Origin of the sequence: Ligilactobacillus equi DSM 15833 = JCM 10991, from assembly GCF_000615765.1 — a bacterium.
GTDB lineage: Bacteria > Bacillota > Bacilli > Lactobacillales > Lactobacillaceae > Ligilactobacillus > Ligilactobacillus equi.
Map to the genome: position 1 here is coordinate 1 of NZ_BAMI01000040.1, position 18,582 is coordinate 18,582.

Genomic DNA, 18,582 nt, shown 5'->3' on the forward strand with positions numbered 1-18,582 from the left:
AAAACCCGCATCAAGATTAAGTAGCTCGCCAATGACGGTCCCTAACCCTAGACTAACGGCTAGCATAATTTCTCCTTGAGTTGACAGCCTGGTTCCCTTAATAATCAACATTTGACTCAAACACCCTGCCACTCCGATAAAAAAGACCGCTAGCCCCATTGCTTTTAATACCCCGGCTTGAATGCGGTTTGAAATTAACCTTTGTCCTAGGTAACCCAAAATTCCGCCCCCAGCCACGGCTAAGGTATTCACTAATGTACCACTTCCAATCATAATTTTCCCCCTTTCTTCTTAGCTTCTAGTTAATGAGGTTCACCCGAAATATCCACGTGCTAAGCCAATATTTTGTAAGAAACTTTGCCTGGTATATGGCTCTAATTCCCGCCATAGAAGTGCACTTTGTCCCGTTAAGTAGTTAGCTCGCCTCATTGATAAGGTTCCTAAGCCACGCTTTAACTCCTGCATAGCCTGCGGAATAGCATGATAATTTGCTTGAGGGCTTCCCTGATTAATTTGATAATAAGCCTCCCGCACTAGCGCTTGGGCCGTTTCATTATCTAAAGCTTCATAAAAAGCGCCAAGCTTATTATTTAATTCCGCTAGTCTTTCTTCATGTTTCACATTTCTACCTCCTCCAACATTATAACATTTGTAATAAAAGATTTTCCCAAAACCTTGACGTCATATCCTTAGTGTTATATAGTTAGTTACATGAGTAATTAACCAACTGACCCAGGAGGTGAGTTTGATGAATTTTACTTTTGACCAAAGTCGGCCAATTTATCAACAATTGGCCGACCAATTGGAAGAAATGATTTTCTTGGGAATTTTCAAACCCCACGATCAAGTTCCTTCCACTACGCAACTTTCCCAGCAACTTCATGTCAATCCTGCTACGATTCTGAAAGGGATGAACCAGCTCGTTGATAAAGGCCTCCTCGAAAAAAAACGGGGACTCGGAATGTTCGTGACTGCAAAAGCGCCGGCAATGATTCAAGCCAAACGCCAAGAAGACTTTTACAGCAATTATGTTAAAGCAATTGTTGCCGAAGCTTGTAAACTTAATATTAATGAAGATACATTAATCAACTTAATCAAACGGGGGTATGACCATGACTAAATTAAAACTTACCGGCGTCAGTAAACATTTCTGGCGTAAACCAGTCTTAAATAAAATTAACCTTGAAATCGAAACCGGTAAAATCTATGGCCTTTTAGGACGTAATGGGACGGGAAAGAGTACTTTACTTAACCTTATTAGTAACCGTAACTTCCCTAGCGAAGGTGAAATCACCTTAGATGGCCAAAATATAAATAATAACTCGGTCGCTCTTAATCAAATCTACTTAATGAGCGAAGCCGACAACTACCCTAAGCAGACCAAAGTGGAAAATCTTTTTAAATTAGTAGCTGCTAGCTATGATGATTTTGACCAAGAAGGCGCTTATCGCATGGCTCAACGTTTTAATCTCAATCCCAAAGAAAAGTTAACCAATCTTTCGACAGGGATGCGAACTATCGCTAAATTGATTACTGCTTTAAACGTCCAAGCACAATTTATTTTCTTGGACGAACCTAGCTTGGTTTAGACGCCGCTCACCGCGAAACTTTTTATACCGAGCTGCTTACTTCTTTTGAAGCTAGTGAGAAAGCCATTGTCATTTCAACCCACCTTATTTCTGAAGTCCAAAACCTCTTACAACATGTCTTCATTATTGACCAGCAGCAACTCGTTTTAAATCAGGATGTTGAGGAATTATTAGCACAGTCTTATGCCATTTCGGGACCGGCTGCCGAGGTTGACCAGTATCTGAAAGGTTTAGATGTTGCTTATAGTACCGAAGTTCCCGGACTAAAAACTTCTTATCTCACAACCGGATTAGATGACGATCGGATTATTCCTGATTTGGTTAAAATTGAACACCTAGACTTACAACAGGCTTTTATCGCTTTAACACAAAAGGAGGCATCACTACATGATTAGTCGTAAAGTCCAGATTTTAGCCCAAAATTTATTAAAAGAGTTTTTTCTTAGTTGGGCTTATGTTTTTGGGATTAGCATGCTTACGGGATTTTTCTTTTTAATTTCCTCGACAAATTTAAAAAGTACCTTTGATAGCATTTGGGGCTTCTTTGCCGCTATGACTGCCTTTTGCATTATGGTATTTTTACTGCAAGTCCCCTACCGTATTTTCCGCTTGGGAATTCAAGCAGGGATTAGTCGCCAAACCATTTGGCTCGCTGAGTGGGTTATTTTCATTTGCCTTTTAATCGTAATTGAAATAATTTCTTTTATTTCCAACTTTTTACTAACTAATGGCGCCATCTCCAATTTACCTCTCTCAGAAATCGGATTACAGAGTTCTTATGAACTATGGCGTAACATCGCCCTTAATCTAACTTTCTTAACCATTGGTACTGGTTTTTCCTTATTAAATCGACTAGGTAAATGGATTGTCGGGATTGGGTTACCAACTATCTTATTCTTTTTCATCTACCAACTTGCCCGCCTCTATTTCCTTATGGATAAAGCGACTGCTATGCATATCGCCAAAGTTGTCCAAATTATTAGTAATAACTATGTTAGTTTCATCCTTTATTTACTAATTCTAGTCGGTTTACAATATTTCTTTACTATGCGTCAACAACAACGACGTGATTAATTTTAAAGGGGATTTATTATGAAAAAATTTTTTACTAAAAAGCGCCTCATTATCGGCGGAATTGCACTTATCTGTTTATTATGCTTAATTTTCTTTTTAAACAAACCTAAAAAGGACAAAGGTCCACACTATCAAGTCGTTACGGTTGCTAAAACCGCTGACCTAACCTTAACTGGTAGTGTTATTCCTAATCAAAGTCAAGTTTTAGACCTTCCTAACGGTAAGGTGCAAAATATTGCTGTCGTTAACGGACAAAAAGTCCAACGTGGAGAGACTTTAGTAACAGCCTATGACGAAACTGCGGCCCAAGAAGTTGCTAGCCTTCAAGCTGATATCAGCAAACAGCAACGTAGCCAAAATAGTCAACAACGGACCATCGCTAACCTCCAACGCCAAATGCGCGGACTCAGTCAAAGTGATGATGGCTACAGCGAACTACAAAGTCAATTAACCGAAGCTCAAAACCAAGTAGCCGATGCCCAAGCAGACTTGAATCAAGATAATACTAAATTAGCTACAGCCCAAGCTAAAGTTAATCCTACTTTAACCGCTCCTTTTGATGGCATTATCGCTGTCGATGATTCCAAGCAAAATCATCCAGTTTTAACGCTTTATTCAGCAGGTTTACAATTCAAAGGATACATTTCTGAATATGACTATAACAAAGTTAAGGTTGATACACCGGTAACAGTAACCGCTACGGCTACTAACCACCACCAAGACACTAAAGTTAGCTTCTTAGCCACTTTCCCTGCTCGTGAAGATGGTAAGAGCAATGGCTCCAAATATGAAATCCATGCCGATCTCTCACCTGAAAGCTTTATGAATGGGCAAACTGTCAAACTCGCAGCTAAACAAAGTGAAGTGCAGATCGCTGCTAAAGCGGTGAAAAAACACCACGTTTTTGTTTACCAACACGGTAAGGTTCGTGCAATTCGTGTCGATGGCCAAATTAAAGGAGCAGTTTTCGTAGTCACTGATGGACTTAAGGCGGGGCAAAAAATTATTGCTAACCCTGATACAAAACTCAAGGATGGTGATTCTATTGACAGCAATGATTAAACTTGAAAAAATTAACAAGTCTTATCAACAGGGGACTAATAGTGTTCACATTCTTCACGATATTGATTTAGAAATTCAAGAAGGTGAATTAGTCGCTATCGTAGGTGAGTCAGGGTCCGGAAAGTCTACCCTAATTAACATCATTGGCTTTTTAGACCAAGAATTTAGTGGCAATTATTATTTTCAAGGTCAAGCACTTCATGATTTTAGCCGGAAACAATTCTCTGCCCTACGTAACCGAAATGTAGGCTTTGTTTTCCAAAACTTTAAACTTATCCAAGGAATTAATGTTCAAGAAAATGTCGCCCTCCCGCTTTTATACGCCGGAATGAGACGAGCAGCTGTCAAAGAACGTGTCTCTCACGTTCTGACACAAGTTGGACTTGCGGCTATGAGGAATCTTTCGCCAAAAATATGTCTGGGGGACAACAACAACGAATTTCGATTGCTCGGGCTATTGCTACTAATCCGCATTTCTTGATTGCTGATGAACCTACAGGGGCTTTGGATACTGAAACTAGTCAAGAAATTATGAATCTTTTTAAAGAATTAAATGCTAACGGGACCACAATTATTATGGTAACCCACGACCCCAAAGTTGCCGCTCAGTGTCAACGAACGATTCGTATCTTAGATGGACGCATCGTTGCTGATAGTCAGGAGGGAACCATATGATCGGAATCGAATTGCTTAAAACTGCTACCCAATCATTGATTGCCAATAAAAAGCGTTCTTTTCTAACCATTATTGGGATTGCGATTGGGATTGCAGCCGTAATCACCATCTTAGGGATGGGAGCTGGGGTGAAAAAAACACTCTATGATACCTTTGGTTCTTCTAGCCAGGGGGAACAAACTACTGAAATTGACTTCTATACTGATGATTCGATTTCAACAGTTGTTGGTTTTACTCCAACCGACTTAGCTAATTTGCGCCAAAAATTCCCCTCACAGGTCACTAAGATTAAGGTCATTCACGACCAAACCGGTTTATCTCTTAAAGGACAATTGGGTAATCGTCAACAAACCATTACTACTAGCCTTTTGAAGAAGCCAACTGAAAAAATTAAAATCCTAGCCGGACGTAATATAAGCCAAGCAGATTTATTTTCTAACCAGGCGGTTGCGCTCTTAAAAGACAAGGTGGCCAAGAAACAATTCGGGTCAATGGAAGCCGCCCTTGGCGCAAGTCTCTCCTTAGGTAGTAATAGTTATCGTATTGTCGGCGTGTATCATGGGCAAAGCACCTTAGATAGTTATGGCTCCTTAAATCGTTACGGTGTAACAGCCTTAATTCCATATCAAGTTTATTACCAAAATCAAACGGAAGATAGCGGTAATGAAATTAAACTTACTTTTGCTAAAGGAGCCAACGCTAGCAAAATTTCTAAACAGCTGGCCAAATACCTGAAAAAAAATGGTTCGGCAGCCCATGCCGGCACTTACGAATATCTCGATTATGAAAAAGCCCTCAAACAAGCTTCGGCTACTATTGGGGTCATTACTGGTTTTATCTCGCTTATCGCTGCTATCTCCCTTTTTATCGCCGGAATTGGGGTTATGAACATGATGTATATTTCCGTGTCTGAACGTACACAAGAAATCGGGATTCGCCTCGCGGTCGGAGCTACCCCTCAAAATATCATGGTACAATTTTTGGTAGAGGCTACTATCTTAACCGTCACTGGAGGGATGATTGGTTTTGTAGTCGGGGCAGGACTTTCTCACCTGCTAGCACCCCTCTTATCCGGAATGTTCTCTGGAGGAATTAATGTTAAAGCCCATATTTCTATTGGGGCCTTCCTACTTGCCTTTGGTGTTTCGGCAGCCGTGGGACTAATTTTCGGGATCCTCCCTGCCAAGCAAGCCGCTAACAAAAACCTCATCGATATTTTACGATAATACGCAAAATAAGACGATAAATTTAATTATCGTCTTATTTTTTTATTTAACTGGCGCCTTGAAAAGGTCATTTAAAGCTTCGGACATGGTTGGATGAGTGTAAATTTGATCACGTAATTGGGTATAAGGAATCTTAGCTTTGATGGCCAAGGCTAGTAAATTGATTACTTCGTAGGATTCTTCCATGTAGAGGCTTGCCCCTAAAATGGTATCATCTTTAGGGTTAACTAAGGCTTTTAATAAACCTCGTTGATTGCCAATCACCTTAGCTTTAGGAATGGCCATGGCAGATAATTTAAAGAGTTGGTAATCAATTCCTTGTGCTTGGGCTTGTTTTTCAGTTAGACCCACATTAGATAATGGCGTTTGCGTAAAGACACTGTAAGGAACGACTGTGCGGTCAGATAAGCGTCGCTTGCCATCACCCAGCAGTTGATCCTTAACAATCCGAAAATCATCCAAGGAGATATAAGTAAATTGCAAGCCTCCATTAACATCCCCTAAAGCCCAAACACCTTCAACTGTGGTTTGTAAGAAATCATCGACCTTTACAGATCCATTTGGATTGGTAGCAATCCCAGTATTTTCCAAACCTAAATCTTGTGTGTTAGCTTGTCGTCCTAAGGCCACTAAGAATTTATCAGCTCTGACACTCTGCTTTTGACCAGCAACTTCATAGACTACTTCGACTTCGTTTTCATGATCAATAATTGCTTGAACTTGCGCCCCTAACTTAAAATCAATCCCATCTGCCGTTAAATCTTCATAAAGCGTATGAGCAATATCCTCATCTTCACGTTTTAAGAATTCTTGATTCCGGTCAAGAACCGTTACTTGACTACCAAACTTGGTAAACATGGACGAAAATTCCAAACCAATGTAACCCGCGCCTAAAACTATTAACCGATTAGGTCTCTCACTTTGTTCCATCGCTGTGGTTGAATCCAAACGAAACTTACTTTCCTTTAAGCCTTCAACTTCGGGCATAATTGCCTTCGAACCTGTATTAATGAAAATTCTTTGACCTTCCACTTGCATTGATTTGCCGTCTGCTAAGGTAATTTCAAGGACATGATTACTTACAAAGCGCGCTTTCCCATCTAACACCGTCGCTTGAGTTTCATCGGCCACCATATGATAGTTTTTATTACGCAACTGGTTGGTCATTTCATTTTTGGCAACTACTGCTTGACTAAAAGGCATTCCCGCAGCTGCATTTAAAACCAAGCGTTTGGAAGGAAGGCAAGCTACATTGATGCAAGCCCCACCATACATTTGAGCCGACTTTTCAATTAATAAAACATCTTGGCCGTTAGTAGCTAAAGTCTTGGCCAGCGTTTTGCCTCCCTTACCAAAGCCAATCACAATATTCGTAAATTTTTCCATCTTTAACTCACTCCAAAATAGATTTTTAACGATGTACTCGCTTTCTTTTAAGACTAACACCTTCACTTACTTTAGTCAAAGATTTTGCTTACAAAAAGTACATAAATTTCTGTCCCTCTTAGATTAAGAATGTATTAAAATTAAAGGATAATTCTAAAGAAAGAGAGCGTTAGTCATGCAAGAATTTTTTACCTTGCCTAAACAAATTCAACTTCGGGAATTAATTCGCTTCATTACCATTACCCTAGGTTCGAGCGTTTACCCTTTTATGGCGATGTACTACACCAATTACTTCGGTGCTTTTTGGACCGGAGTATTAATGATGATTACAAGTTTAGCTGGTTTTGTAGGTACCTTGTATGGTGGTCACCTCTCCGATGCTATCGGACGTAAAAAAGTAGTTGTCCTCGGCTCAATTGGGACCAGTATCGGTTGGTTTTTAACCATTTTAGCTAATTTCCCCCACCACGTCTTACCAGGGTTAACTTTTGTGGGCATTTTAATTGAAGCAATTTCTTCAAACTTTTACCAGCCCGCTTATGAAGCCATGTTGATTGATCTGACTGATGAAAGTAACCGTCGTTTTGTCTACACCATCAGTTACTGGTTCATCAATATTGCGGTTATGTTGGGGGCCGGAATTTCAGGACTCTTTTATGACCAGTACTTCTTGGAACTACTCATTGGACTTTTTGTGGTAAATACCATTTGTTTCTTCATTACCTACTTCTATTTTGATGAAACTAAGTCTGCAGACGCTGATTTCGAGCACGGCCTCGGAATTTTCGATACTTTTAAAAACTACGGAGAAGTCTTAACTGATAAAATCTTTGTACTATATGCCGTCGGCTCAACTCTCTTTGCAAGCGCTTGGCTACAAATGGATAATTATGTACCAGTTCACTTAAAATTAAGTTTCCAAACGACACAAATCTTGGGGATAACCATCACAGGCGCCAAAATGTTGTCAGTCATGATTTTTACAAATACAATTCTTATTGTAATTTTCATGACCCTCGTTAATCGCCTGACCAAACCACTTTCTTTAATGGCTCAATTAATTTCAGGATCTGTGATTTACGCCTTAGGAATGCTCTTTTGTTTCACTTTTGAATCTTTCCTCCATTGTGGTTGGCCGTTGTCTTCTTTACAATTGGAGAAATGATTAACGTACCTGCTAGTCAAGTCTTACGGGCAGATATGATGGACGAAAATAAGATTGGTTCTTATTCCGGTTTTATCGCTATGTCTCAACCTTTGGGGAGCATCCTTGCTTCTAGTTTAGTTTCTTTGAGTTACTTCACTGGACGTCTAGGAGTCCAAATTGCTTTTATCTTTATTTCCGGACTAGGTTTAAGCCTGGTGGCCTACTCTGCTCACCAAAAGTTACGCCAACTAACGAAATAGTAATTTAATGACAAAAAGTGCTAGAAATCAGCTCCATTAGGAATGCTAATTTCTAGCACTTTTAAATTTATGACAGGAGTTAAACTACTTTAACTTCTCTAAAATCAATGCCTTCTTCTGTCTCTAAGTAATATAAAGAAACGATTTGTCCAACTTCAAAAGTCACAGGTATCGAAGCGGGGACGCTAGCTACCCCAGTTTTCTCTTGACCTGCAAAAGTTACGACAAGTCTAAAACGTCGGTGCTGATATTGACTGCCTAGGTCATCGACCGCCATTAACTTGGCCTTTTCAACAAAGGTATACCCCATATCACCAAGATTTGGTGTAACCGGATGTTCTGATAGGATTTCTCCTGGTCTTACTTCTTTCATGCAAAATATCCTCTTCTTAAAATTTCTAAAGTTATCTTAATTTTAGATGAAAATAATCTCGTGCACAAGTTTTTTTGAAAAGATCAATATCCTAAATCATAATTAACTAAATTTTTAGCTGGAGCCAATCCTTGTTGATAATACTGGAAATTCAACAGAAAACTGTCGATAATCCTTTCTGCATAAAAATTGGTTTGGCCTGCTGTATGAGCGGTAATTAAAATATTCGGTAAATCCCATAAAGTGCTATCCTTAGATAAAGGTTCTTCTTCAAAGACATCTAAAGCAGCTCCGGCAATCATTCCTTCTTTTAGAGCTGTCTCCAATGCTGACGTGTCAGTTGTTTGTCCTCGCCCTACTGATATATAATAAGCCTTATCAGACATCGCCGAAAATTGATGCTTGCTAAATGTATGCTTAGTATGAGGAGTCAGAGGTAAAGCATTAACTACAAAATCAGCTTCCGGTAATACCGTTTCAAGTTCCGTAATCGCATAACAATCATTAAAATTCATTACATGATGACCATAGGTATTAACGCCATAAACTTTCATTCCAAAAGCTTGCGCCAACTGTGCCAGACTTTGACCGATACTTCCCGTTCCGACAATTAAAAGCTTGCGCTCTGTTAGTTCCATAATTCCTGCTGGAATCTCCCATTGGTGAGCCCTTTGTAAATCGTAACTAACATGTAGCTTACGTGCGAAATTCAAAAGATAACCCAATACTTGTTGAGCAATTCCTGGTGCATTAGCCCCACTTGCTGTGGTTAGGTAAATTTCTTTTTGGGCTAATTCTGCTAATGGAAAGTTGTCTACCCCAGCTGACCAAGCTTGTAACCATTTAATTTTATTTTCACCACTTAAGACTTCAGAAACTTTCTCATCCCACCCCAAAATAATTTCAGCTTGAGCTAATTCAGCTACTGAGGCTTCAGTCACAACTTTGGCTCCCGTCATTTTTGCTAATTTTTCTTGTAACTCTCCCTTTAAAGGAAGGACACTCGCTATTTTCATTTTAAAAATCACCTCATATTTACCTTTAATTTTAAGCCATTTTCCACTCCAATTCAACTTGTACATACTGTTCATTAAATAGAGCCAATAATTGAGGTGTCGTGTTGCAACAAGCAATAACACGAAAAAATCGTTTTATAATGTCATTAGGGTATGCAAACAAATTTTGAGCACAACTTGATGAGAATCTTCCCCCCAACCACGGGCATCATGCGTACTAGAGTATAAACTATCAGCGGTAAAAAGTAGTTGGGCAAAATCAACGTGACGAAAGGCTGCACAGGCAGCTAAAGCCGCGCATTCCATCTCAACTACTTGATATCCCGCAGCAATGCGATGTTTAACCTTAGTCCGAGTTTCACGATAAAAACCGTCAGTGGTCCAAGTTTGACACACCTGCGCCTGATAGCCGTGAGCCGTGCTCACTTGGGCTAAAAGTTCAGTTAATTTTCGGTTAAGAGTCACCGTGGTTTGCGCTGGAAGATAATGGTAAGAAGTACCTTCATCCCGTAAAGCTCGTTCGGGAATTAAAAGAGTATTTTCTGGTAAATCTACTAAGGCCCCACAAGAACCGGTAGCAATAATAGTTTGCGCTCCGTAAGCAATTAGCCAATCCATAATTTGAGTAGCTGCGGGAGCACCTAAGGAAGCTTCACAAATACCAATTTCTTGGCCTTGATATGTAAAAGCATAGATAGGAGTTGTCTTAGAGATGCAAACAAATTCACCCAATTTACGGTGAGGGAAGGCGCTTAGAAATTTTGACAGCGAGCTGCTGCCTACGAAGCCATAAATAAACTTAGCTGGTAGCTTAAGATTAAGGTGTTCATGGTTGGGCTGAAGCACAGCTTGAGGATTTGAATCAAACTCGAATAGTGGTAATTTAGACATAAAACATACCTCATCAATAAATTTTAGGAAATTATAACAAACTTAATAAATGATGTCAATTTTTTTAATTTTTAAGAATAAGAGGTCTCAAAAGAAGTATGTAACACTCATTGTTTTACGCTCTCACTAACAATATACCTAACTATCCAATGCAACTAAAATAAGCCCCACCAGTATAGGTGGAACTTACCTTAAGCTACTATCTTTACCAACTAGCTTTCTTAACACCAGGAATCTTACCTGCTAAAGCTAAACGCCGGAAATTTAATCGTGACATTTCAAAATCACGCAAGTAACCGCGTGGACGACCATCTAGCCGATCGCGATTGTGCAGGCGCGTTGGCGAAGCATTACGAGGTAACTTGCTTAAAGCCTCCCAATCACCACGTGCCTTCAACTCTGCCCGTTTTTGCGCATACCGCTCTACCATAGCCTTTCGCTTCTTTTCTCTTTCAATTATCGCTTTTCTTGCCATTGTTCCTCCTACTTACGTCGCTTGTGTTCATGAATAACCTTTAAAGCTCGTTTACGCGTTTTAATGTTGGGACTTTTCAACATTCGATAAGCACTTGCTAAAGTCATCAAATCATCCTCTCTGATTTAAATTGTAATCATTACGCTTTTTGAATTATATAACAAATCAATCTCTTTGTAAATAGTAATTATTACTTTTTATTTTTAGGGAGAAAAAATGCCCGCTAATGCGAGCACTCTAGTTATGCTATTTTACTAAAACGTCACTCGCCTTAACATCTTTCGTAAAGTAAGGCGCCAATTGACTCTTGTAAGTTTGGTCAAGGAAACCATCCTTATCTAATTTAGCAATTTCTTTGTTAGTCCACTTGAGCAAGTCCTTGTTATCCTTTTTCACAGCTGGGGAAATGTAAGATTGAGGTCCCAATTCCTTAATCCCCACAACATAATCAGGATTATTCTTAGCCCAAGTGTAGAGGTAAGTATTATCATCGGCTAAGACATCAGCACGGCCATTTTTTAGGGCGTTAAATTGTTGGGTCTTAGAATCGAACTTCAATAAGTCTACCCCTAATTTAGAGGCATTTTGAGTGAAGTATGTTTCCGCTGTTGTTCCCTTATTAACAATCAATTTTTGACCTTTTAATTGGGACGTCTTAGTCACTTTGTCATTTTTCTTAGATAAAACTCCCACCGAAACCTTCATGTATGGTTTAGCAAAATCAACTACTTGCTTACGTTCGTCAGTTACAGTAAAGTTAGCTAAGACCACATCTACCTTATCAGAAGATAGTGCATCTACTCGGTTATTAGCGTTAACTTGAACAAATTTAGGTTTAACGCCTAAATCTTTTGCGAATTGGCGTGCGATTTCAACGTCAAACCCCGTTCGCTTACCATCTTTATCTACCCAACCATAAGGTTTCAAATCACCAAAGACAGCGACCCGTAAAGTACCGCGCTTTTTAATAGCGGCAACACTACTTGGATTACTATCAGCTTGAGCAACTTGGCGGAAACTTGCTACCCCACCAATCAAAGTAGCAAATGCTAAGGATGCAAGTAATAACTTTTTAAATTTCTTCATATTAAAATACCTCTCTTAAAAATCCATACTATCTAAAAATTCTTGGGCACGTTTCGTTTGTGGCTTGGTAAAGAAGTCTTTCCCCGCCGTTTCTTCCAAAATATGCCCATTTTCTAAAAATAAAACTTTATCAGCAATTTGGGCTGCAAAATTCATTTCATGCGTCACAATCACCATTGTCATATGCTCATTTTGCGATAAATCTTTAATAATTTCCAAAACCCCCCGAACCATCTCAGGATCCAAGGAAGCTGTTACCTCATCAAATAACATAACCTCAGGATGTAATGCTAAGGCCCGCACAATCGCGATTCTTTGTTTTTGACCCCCAGATAACTGGCGTGGATAGACATCTTGATAATTTTCCAAGCCGACTTTTTTCAATAACGCCTGCGCTTCGACAATTACCTCTTGACGGGGGCGCTTTTGAACCTTAGTGGGTCCTAGTAGAATGTTTTCCATGACAGTTAAATTAGGGAAAAGATCATAACTTTGGAAAACCATCCCTACTTTTTGACGTAACTGGCGCCAAACATCTTTATTATCAATCACTTCTTGACCTTCAAAACTATAAGTCCCACTTTGAAATTCTTCTAAACCATTTAAACAACGAATTAGAGTGGATTTTCCTGATCCTGAAGGGCCAAGCAAAGTTACGACTTCACCTTTAGCTACCGTAAAATTAATATCAAATAAAACTTGCTTGGTGCCATAACTTTTATTTAAATTTTTAATTGTTAAAACTTCTGCTGCCATCTTAGGACTTACTCCTTTCTAATTTTTTGGCCAGGTAAGACAAGGGGTAATTTACCCCAAAGTAAAAAAGAAAAATTAAACCATAAATCCAAAAAATCCCATTAGGATATTTCGTATTATTAGCTTCAACAATTTGCTGTCCAACACTGATCACATCAATGACGGAAATTAACATTAAAAGCGAAGTCGTCTTAACTACCCGTGTCGCGAGGTTAATTGTTGCTGGTAACATTAGCCGAACTGCTTGAGGAACTAAAACATAACGGAATAGCTGCCATGAATTTAGTCCCAAAGCCAAACCTGATTCACTTTGGTGTTTAGGCACCGATTGTAAAGCCCCCCGAACAATATCACTAAATTCAGCGGCCACCCACAATGCAAACACCAAGACTGCAACTTCATTAGCTGGTAAATTAATTTTAAATTGTCGCGGTAAAATGTAGTAAAACAAAAATAGCAAAACTACTGTTGGTACAATTCGGAAAAATTCGAGATACAAACGTAAAATGAAATTTAAAACACGATTATGTAAGGTTCGCAAAATTCCTAGGCCTAAACCCAAAATTAACCCTAGAACTAAGGCAATTAAAGCAATAACCACCGTCGTTCGTAACCCAACCAACAAGCGAGCCAAGTTATGCCCTTGAAATAAGAGCTCAATTCCCGAATGTTGCATGACGTACCTTCCTTTCCAACCAAGTAAAGAGTAATGACAATGGAATTAAGATGATGGCATATGCAACCACTAACATAAAGAGGTACTCATTACTGCGATAATACATTCCGATTAAATCCAAGGTCGTATTAGTCAGTTCCGGAATGGCGATAATTGAAAAGATTGACGTTTCTTTGATTAAAAAGATAACATTAGCAGCCAAAGCTGGAACGCTAAGGGTTAAACCTTGGGGAAAAACCACGTACCAAGCTAATTGCAAATCTGATAATCCTAGTGCACGACCACTATCTAACTGACTGGGAGCAACTCCATAAAAACCTCCACTAAAGCCGTCAGCCATATAAGCGCCTCCTAAAAAGGCTAAGCCAATAATGCCACAAGTGGTTGCTGACCACTTGATGCCCAACACTGGAAAAGCATAATATAAGAATAATAGCTGAATCAACAGTGGGGTATTGCGAGCCACCTCCACGTAGAAATTAGCAATTTTAGCTAGGATCGGTACTTTAAAATAAGTTACTAAGCTGATCACTATTCCGACTAATAAAGCTAATATAATCCCCACTATAGACAGATAAATCGTTTCTCTAAAGCCTGTCAGATACTGGGGTAAGGCAGCTTGTATTATTTGCCAATCCATGAAACTTCCTCCTCTCTGGAAAGCAAAAAAACCAGCCCAAAATTGAGCTGGTTTCCTAACTAAAAGGATACATAGAACCAATAATTAAGCTCTTACAAGCCTAGACTACGGGTTTTAAAACTCAATTTGGAAAATGCAAATAGGCATGTATTTTTCACCATACATGAACAACACATACACATCATGTTTTGCATTACATTAATAAATTGAGTCATTATCCTTTCCCTCTTTCCGTTCAAATTGACGTTTTCTCCGTCTATGCTTTAAGTTATACCACCTTTATGAAAAAAACACAAGCATTTTGTAAGTAAATTTTTATACTATTTTTTGTAATTTAATCTGAAAATGCACCCCAAAATTTTGGTGGTGCATATTTAATATAAGCGTCCTTAAAATTATATTGACCTACAGAATCGTAAGCCACACCTTTAACCTTAGCTTTCTACATGGTAACCGTTGAAGGTTGATACAATAGTGCGATTGCAGTTTCATCTAATAATAAGTCAGAGGCTTGCGTCAAATCCTTCCAACGCTTAGTTGCGTCATTAGCATCCGTCGTCTTGGACTTCGCAATTAATTCATCATACTGAGTATTCCCCCACTTTCCAAAAGTGTAGGTACTTTCCGTGGTAAATAAGTTCAAGAAGGAAATCGCATCTTGGAAGTCCGCTCCCATCCAGTGAAGACCAAATCATAGTCTCCGGATTGCATCCGCGTAATCCGTAATTGCTTAGGAATGTTAGTAACTTCAACTTTCAAGCCATCCAAGTGGGAAGCTAATTGAGATTGTAAAAATTCCGTAATGCTCTTCGTGGCATCATCATCACCCAAGAGGTTCAAAGTTAGGGAATCTTGCCCTAATTCCTTCAAACCCGCTTGGAAGTATTGTTGCGCCTTCTTCAAGTTGTAAGTTGTGGAAGTGGTGCTCGTAGCTAACGCAGCGAAGTCTTTGCCTTCACCATCAACCACTAAGTTTTTAGAGACAAGTCTCTCAAATTAATAAAATTATAATTACAAAAAATTTGATATAATTAAAAAAGAATTAAATTTATTCTTGACAAAAAATGAAATCACTTTTATGATAAGTGCATAAATTATTTACCACGAAGAATGGATGAGTAACTATGGCGGGATGCCCAGAGAGTCGCTAATTGCTGCGAAGCGACCTTCCTTAAATAGCGAAGATGGTCCGGGAGTGGTTGTTAGGTGAAGCTTTGAGCCTAGCACGCAGCCATGCGTTAACATGTTTGAGGCTAGGATTTTCCTAGCGAATTTGGGTGGTACCACGCTTAAAATTTGTTTATTAGCGTCCCTAGAGATAACAACTGTTATTTCTAGGGATTTTTTTAGTAAAGGAGGAGTTTTATGAAACTCAAAAAGACGACATCCATTGTAGGAATTGCCCTACTGACAACTTTCACACTTGCTGCTTGTGGAAAAAAGGCTGATAATACCAGTTCCTATTCCGATAAACAGACTTTAAATTGGACTGAATCAGCGATGATTTCAACCCAAGACCCTTCTTTAGCAACCGATACGACCTCTTTTAATACTTTGTTGAACACTCAAGAAGGGCTTTACCGTTTAGGAAAAAATCAAAAACCTGAACTTGCCCTCGCTACAAAAGCAAAGGTTTCAGCCGACGGTAAAACTTATGACTTCACCTTGCGTAAGGGCGTTAAATGGTCAAACGGTGATACTTTGACTGCCCAGGACTTTGTTTATGCCTACCAAAGAACGGTTGATCCTAAAACCAAAGCTTCCATGGCCTTTTACCTCTACCAAATTGAAAATGCCAAAGCCATCAATCAAAGTGAAAAAGCTGTCAATACTTTAGGGGTTAAAGCTCTTGACGATTATCACTTGCAAATCAAATTAACTAAACCAGTGCCATACTTCAAGACCCTCTTGGCTTTCCCACTTTTCTTCCCTCAAAATGAAAACGCGGTAAAGAAATTTGGTGATAAGTATGGTACTCAAGCTAAATATCAAGTTTTCCTAGGACCTTACCGTCTAACTAAGTGGACTGGTTCTAATAAAAAATGGACTTTGGTTAAAAATAATACTTACTGGGACAAGAAAAATGTTCACCTGAAAGAAATTAACTCCTTAGTTACCGAATCAACAACTACTTCCTACAACCTTTTCCAATCAAATAAGGCAGACGAAACCCTCTTAAGTGGTGCCCAAGTCGCAGCTAACAAAAACAATGAAGCTTATCATCAAAGAAAAGCCTCTGCTATCCAACGTTTAGAATTGAACCAAACTAAGGTGGAAGCTTTCAAAAACCTCAAGCTTCGTAAGGCTATTTCCTTGGCTATCAATCGTCAATCATTGACAAATAACGTTTTGAAAGACGGTTCTGTCCCAGCTAAAGGTTTTGTTCCTTCTGGTATGGGAGAAAACCCTAAGACAGGCCAAGCATTCCAAGACGAAGCCTACGTTAAAGCCGGTGTTGCTTACAACTTAAAGGAAGCTAAAAAACTTTGGCAAGAAGGATTAAAAGAAGAAGGACTTGATTCCTTAACCGTTACTCTTTCGGTTTCTGATACTGATAGTGCTAAACAAGTTGCCGAGTTCTTACAAAGTCAATTGGCTAAGTTAGACGGCTTAAAGATTGAAGTTCAGTCCTTGCCATATACACAATTAATTGCACGTCAATCAGCAAGTGATTACGACATGACCGTTAAGAACTGGCAAGCCATCTTAGCTGACCCAATCAACTTCTTAGATGTCTTTGAAAAAGGTTCAAGCTACAACACCTCTGGCTACGACAGTACAGAATTTAATCGACTCTTAACTGAAGCGGAAGACACTTACGCCAACCAACCAGAAAAACGTTGGCAAGCTTTGGTTAAGGCCGAAAAAGTCTTAATGAACGAACAAGGAACTATTCCACTTTTCCAAGTTGCCAAACCACAATTACTCCGCGCCAACGTGAAGAATATCTTATACAACCCTGTTGGTTGCCCATATGATTTTAAGGAAGCATACATTGCTAACAAATAGGAGGTTTTGAAATGACCAATTTTCTTCAAGATAAGTTTATTGAATACGCAAAATATAATAGTCGTTCAGACTTTGCCAGTCATCAATTAACTCCTTCAACTCCCGGGCAAAAAGAACTAGCTCTCAAGCTAGTCGCTGATATGCGCGACTTAGGTCTTAAAGCTTATTACAACGAAAAATCAGGCTTTGCGATTGGATACTTACCAAGTAACACGGATCAAGAGATTTCAGCTATCGGCTTTATTGCCACTTAGATACCGCTGATTTTGCAGCAGAAAATGTACAACCCCAAGTCCATCCTAACTATGACGGCCAAGACATTATCCTTAATACCGAAAAGAAAATTGTGCTTTCAGTTACTGAGTTTCCAGAGGTTAAAAAATTAAAGGGCCAAACCTTGATTACCAGTGATGGGACAACCCTATTAGGAACTGATGATAAGGCCGGCGTAGTTGCCGCACTTGGAGCGGCGAAATATTTCTTAGAGCACCCTGAAATTGAACATGGTGACCTTTACCTCGCTTTGGCCTGATGAAGAAATTGGAATTGGTGCGCAACGCTTTGATCCTCATGATTTCCCGGTAGAATTTGCCTATACTTTGGATAATGGTCAACCTGGTGAACTACAATATGAGACTTTCAATGCTTCAGAAGCTATTCTCGACATTGAGGGAACCTCCGTCCATCCAGGTAACGCCTATCATCTTTTAGTCAATGCCGGACTTTTAGCCCAAGAATTTATTGCACGATTACCTAAAGATGAAGTACCTGAAAAAACTAAGGATCATCAAGGTTTTATCTTGGTCCACAGTTATCAAGCTACGGTAGACCATGCACAAGTTAAGATGATTGTCCGCGACTTTGATCATGATAAATGGCGCCAAAAAGAACAACTTTTACAAGCTCTTGTTGCTGAATTCAATGCCAACCTTGATAAGCCACGGTTTAAATTACACCTCCGGGAACAGTACCGTAACATCGCTGATGAAATCGTCAAAAATCCTTATATTGTGAACCTTGCCCTTGATGCTTATCGAAAAGTGGGACTTACTCCCAACGTTCAACCATTTAGAGGCGGAACTGATGGTAATTTTATCACGCAAAAAGGTATCCCTGCTCCTAACCTCTTTAACGGAGGTGGCAATTACCATGGTCAATACGAGTATGTTACAGTGGAACAATTGGAAATTCTTCAAAAAGTTATTACAACAATTGTAACAGAGCACTTAGCTCAAAAAGAC

At 39.3% G+C, this 18,582-nt stretch carries 20 protein-coding genes, 3 pseudogenes and 1 other annotated feature; of the genes and pseudogenes, 9 read left to right on the forward strand and 14 right to left on the reverse strand.

The window, feature by feature from the left end:
• Together JCM10991_RS08450 and JCM10991_RS08455 are read right to left on the reverse strand one after the other, a co-directional pair.
• A partial coding sequence (locus JCM10991_RS08450; protein WP_025021162.1) for a DUF554 family protein occupies nucleotides 1-273 on the reverse strand: 273 nt, incomplete at its 3' end.
• Between the two features lie 39 nt (nucleotides 274-312).
• Nucleotides 313-621 (reverse strand): hypothetical protein, encoded by a 309-nt coding sequence (locus JCM10991_RS08455; protein WP_025021163.1) that lies wholly within the window; start codon nucleotides 619-621, stop codon nucleotides 313-315.
• A gap of 127 nt (nucleotides 622-748) precedes the next feature.
• On the opposite strand from JCM10991_RS08455, the gene JCM10991_RS08460 reads away from it, so the two are divergent.
• From JCM10991_RS08460 to JCM10991_RS08480, 6 genes and pseudogenes are all read left to right on the forward strand, one after another.
• A complete protein-coding gene (locus JCM10991_RS08460; protein WP_025021164.1) occupies nucleotides 749-1,120 on the forward strand; it encodes a GntR family transcriptional regulator in 372 nt (123 codons plus the stop codon).
• On the forward strand, nucleotides 1,113-1,589 hold the full coding sequence (locus tag JCM10991_RS15805) for an ATP-binding cassette domain-containing protein (RefSeq protein ID WP_051527996.1): 477 nt from the start codon (nucleotides 1,113-1,115) through the stop codon (nucleotides 1,587-1,589). Before JCM10991_RS08460 ends, JCM10991_RS15805 begins: the two co-directional genes overlap by 8 nt.
• 387 nt (nucleotides 1,590-1,976) lie before the next feature.
• The gene (locus tag JCM10991_RS13395) at nucleotides 1,977-2,663 is read left to right on the forward strand and encodes a hypothetical protein (RefSeq protein WP_035188548.1); all 687 of its coding nucleotides are present in this window, start codon (nucleotides 1,977-1,979) and stop codon (nucleotides 2,661-2,663) included.
• An 18-nt stretch (nucleotides 2,664-2,681) separates the two neighbouring features.
• Nucleotides 2,682-3,725: an efflux RND transporter periplasmic adaptor subunit gene (locus tag JCM10991_RS13400; protein WP_035188550.1), complete on the forward strand. Its 1,044-nt coding sequence runs from the start codon at nucleotides 2,682-2,684 to the stop codon at nucleotides 3,723-3,725.
• Nucleotides 3,718-4,400 (forward strand): annotated as a pseudogene (locus JCM10991_RS13405) (ABC transporter ATP-binding protein). Before JCM10991_RS13400 ends, JCM10991_RS13405 begins: the two are co-directional and overlap by 8 nt.
• A complete protein-coding gene (locus tag JCM10991_RS08480) occupies nucleotides 4,397-5,626 on the forward strand; it encodes an ABC transporter permease (protein ID WP_025021165.1) in 1,230 nt (409 codons plus the stop codon). The pseudogene JCM10991_RS13405 and the gene JCM10991_RS08480 overlap by 4 nt, the downstream one beginning before the upstream one ends.
• Nucleotides 5,627-5,668: 42 nt before the next feature.
• Here JCM10991_RS08480 and JCM10991_RS08485 read toward each other — a convergent pair whose 3' ends face one another.
• Nucleotides 5,669-7,012, reverse strand: coding sequence for an FAD-dependent oxidoreductase (locus JCM10991_RS08485; protein ID WP_025021166.1), 1,344 nt, complete (start codon nucleotides 7,010-7,012; stop codon nucleotides 5,669-5,671).
• A 175-nt stretch (nucleotides 7,013-7,187) separates the two neighbouring features.
• On the opposite strand from JCM10991_RS08485, the pseudogene JCM10991_RS13410 reads away from it, so the two are divergent.
• Nucleotides 7,188-8,419: pseudogene (locus JCM10991_RS13410) on the forward strand (MDR family MFS transporter).
• Nucleotides 8,420-8,498: 79 nt separating this feature from the next.
• On the opposite strand, the gene JCM10991_RS08495 reads toward JCM10991_RS13410, so the two are convergent.
• The 11 genes from JCM10991_RS08495 to JCM10991_RS14590 all read right to left on the reverse strand — a co-directional run bounded on the left by JCM10991_RS08495 (nucleotide 8,499) and on the right by JCM10991_RS14590 (nucleotide 15,301).
• Nucleotides 8,499-8,792: a hypothetical protein gene (locus tag JCM10991_RS08495; RefSeq protein WP_025021167.1), complete on the reverse strand. Its 294-nt coding sequence runs from the start codon at nucleotides 8,790-8,792 to the stop codon at nucleotides 8,499-8,501.
• A gap of 83 nt (nucleotides 8,793-8,875) precedes the next feature.
• The gene (locus JCM10991_RS08500; protein ID WP_025021168.1) at nucleotides 8,876-9,808 is read right to left on the reverse strand and encodes a D-2-hydroxyacid dehydrogenase; all 933 of its coding nucleotides are present in this window, start codon (nucleotides 9,806-9,808) and stop codon (nucleotides 8,876-8,878) included.
• A 135-nt stretch (nucleotides 9,809-9,943) separates the two neighbouring features.
• Nucleotides 9,944-10,699, reverse strand: a complete 756-nt coding sequence (locus JCM10991_RS08505) for a nucleoside phosphorylase (RefSeq protein WP_023859660.1) — start codon at nucleotides 10,697-10,699, stop codon at nucleotides 9,944-9,946.
• A 205-nt stretch (nucleotides 10,700-10,904) separates the two neighbouring features.
• A complete protein-coding gene (gene rpsN, locus JCM10991_RS08510) occupies nucleotides 10,905-11,174 on the reverse strand; it encodes a 30S ribosomal protein S14 (RefSeq protein WP_023859661.1) in 270 nt (89 codons plus the stop codon).
• 8 nt (nucleotides 11,175-11,182) lie between these two features.
• Entirely contained in the window at nucleotides 11,183-11,281 is a 99-nt protein-coding gene (locus JCM10991_RS15405) for a putative metal homeostasis protein (RefSeq protein WP_161628292.1), read from the reverse strand.
• A 139-nt stretch (nucleotides 11,282-11,420) separates the two neighbouring features.
• Entirely contained in the window at nucleotides 11,421-12,260 is an 840-nt protein-coding gene (locus JCM10991_RS08520; RefSeq protein WP_025021169.1) for a transporter substrate-binding domain-containing protein, read from the reverse strand.
• Between the two features lie 15 nt (nucleotides 12,261-12,275).
• Complete coding sequence (locus JCM10991_RS08525; RefSeq protein ID WP_025021170.1) at nucleotides 12,276-13,016, reverse strand: amino acid ABC transporter ATP-binding protein; 741 nt, start codon at nucleotides 13,014-13,016, stop codon at nucleotides 12,276-12,278.
• 1 nt (nucleotide 13,017) lies between these two features.
• Nucleotides 13,018-13,692, reverse strand: coding sequence for an amino acid ABC transporter permease (locus tag JCM10991_RS08530; RefSeq protein WP_025021171.1), 675 nt, complete (start codon nucleotides 13,690-13,692; stop codon nucleotides 13,018-13,020).
• Nucleotides 13,673-14,332, reverse strand: a complete 660-nt coding sequence (locus tag JCM10991_RS08535) for an amino acid ABC transporter permease (protein ID WP_025021172.1) — start codon at nucleotides 14,330-14,332, stop codon at nucleotides 13,673-13,675. The genes JCM10991_RS08530 and JCM10991_RS08535 overlap by 20 nt, the downstream gene beginning before the upstream one ends.
• Nucleotides 14,333-14,774: 442 nt before the next feature.
• Nucleotides 14,775-15,008, reverse strand: a complete 234-nt coding sequence (locus JCM10991_RS14585) for a hypothetical protein (protein WP_156409501.1) — start codon at nucleotides 15,006-15,008, stop codon at nucleotides 14,775-14,777.
• Entirely contained in the window at nucleotides 14,972-15,301 is a 330-nt protein-coding gene (locus JCM10991_RS14590) for an ABC transporter substrate-binding protein (RefSeq protein WP_025021174.1), read from the reverse strand. The genes JCM10991_RS14585 and JCM10991_RS14590 overlap by 37 nt, the downstream gene beginning before the upstream one ends.
• 128 nt (nucleotides 15,302-15,429) lie before the next feature.
• Nucleotides 15,430-15,649: a binding site (T-box leader), on the forward strand.
• Nucleotides 15,650-15,697: 48 nt separating this feature from the next.
• Between JCM10991_RS14590 and JCM10991_RS08550 the strand changes: the two genes are divergently transcribed.
• Nucleotides 15,698-17,341 (forward strand): peptide ABC transporter substrate-binding protein, encoded by a 1,644-nt coding sequence (locus JCM10991_RS08550; protein WP_025021175.1) that lies wholly within the window; start codon nucleotides 15,698-15,700, stop codon nucleotides 17,339-17,341.
• Nucleotides 17,342-17,352: 11 nt separating this feature from the next.
• Nucleotides 17,353-18,582 (forward strand): annotated as a pseudogene (gene pepT, locus JCM10991_RS13420) (peptidase T); the annotation flags it as partial.

What these genes read in the sequence shown, in the direction of transcription:
- JCM10991_RS13395 (WP_035188548.1), top strand. Translation starts at nt 1,977, where the DNA reads ATGATTAGTCGTAAAGTCCAGATTTTAGCCCAAAATTTATTAAAAGAG.
- JCM10991_RS08495 (WP_025021167.1), bottom strand. Translation starts at nt 8,792, where the DNA reads ATGAAAGAAGTAAGACCAGGAGAAATCCTATCAGAACATCCGGTTACA.
- JCM10991_RS08500 (WP_025021168.1), bottom strand. Translation starts at nt 9,808, where the DNA reads ATGAAAATAGCGAGTGTCCTTCCTTTAAAGGGAGAGTTACAAGAAAAA.
- rpsN (WP_023859661.1), bottom strand. Translation starts at nt 11,174, where the DNA reads ATGGCAAGAAAAGCGATAATTGAAAGAGAAAAGAAGCGAAAGGCTATG.
- JCM10991_RS14585 (WP_156409501.1), bottom strand. Translation starts at nt 15,008, where the DNA reads ATGGGAGCGGACTTCCAAGATGCGATTTCCTTCTTGAACTTATTTACC.
- JCM10991_RS08530 (WP_025021171.1), bottom strand. Translation starts at nt 13,692, where the DNA reads ATGCAACATTCGGGAATTGAGCTCTTATTTCAAGGGCATAACTTGGCT.
- JCM10991_RS08480 (WP_025021165.1), top strand. Translation starts at nt 4,397, where the DNA reads ATGATCGGAATCGAATTGCTTAAAACTGCTACCCAATCATTGATTGCC.
- JCM10991_RS15405 (WP_161628292.1), bottom strand. Translation starts at nt 11,281, where the DNA reads ATGACTTTAGCAAGTGCTTATCGAATGTTGAAAAGTCCCAACATTAAA.
- JCM10991_RS08505 (WP_023859660.1), bottom strand. Translation starts at nt 10,699, where the DNA reads ATGTCTAAATTACCACTATTCGAGTTTGATTCAAATCCTCAAGCTGTG.
- JCM10991_RS08460 (WP_025021164.1), top strand. Translation starts at nt 749, where the DNA reads ATGAATTTTACTTTTGACCAAAGTCGGCCAATTTATCAACAATTGGCC.
- JCM10991_RS08535 (WP_025021172.1), bottom strand. Translation starts at nt 14,332, where the DNA reads ATGGATTGGCAAATAATACAAGCTGCCTTACCCCAGTATCTGACAGGC.
- JCM10991_RS08525 (WP_025021170.1), bottom strand. Translation starts at nt 13,016, where the DNA reads ATGGCAGCAGAAGTTTTAACAATTAAAAATTTAAATAAAAGTTATGGC.
- JCM10991_RS13400 (WP_035188550.1), top strand. Translation starts at nt 2,682, where the DNA reads ATGAAAAAATTTTTTACTAAAAAGCGCCTCATTATCGGCGGAATTGCA.
- JCM10991_RS08550 (WP_025021175.1), top strand. Translation starts at nt 15,698, where the DNA reads ATGAAACTCAAAAAGACGACATCCATTGTAGGAATTGCCCTACTGACA.
- JCM10991_RS08485 (WP_025021166.1), bottom strand. Translation starts at nt 7,012, where the DNA reads ATGGAAAAATTTACGAATATTGTGATTGGCTTTGGTAAGGGAGGCAAA.
- JCM10991_RS15805 (WP_051527996.1), top strand. Translation starts at nt 1,113, where the DNA reads ATGACTAAATTAAAACTTACCGGCGTCAGTAAACATTTCTGGCGTAAA.
- JCM10991_RS08520 (WP_025021169.1), bottom strand. Translation starts at nt 12,260, where the DNA reads ATGAAGAAATTTAAAAAGTTATTACTTGCATCCTTAGCATTTGCTACT.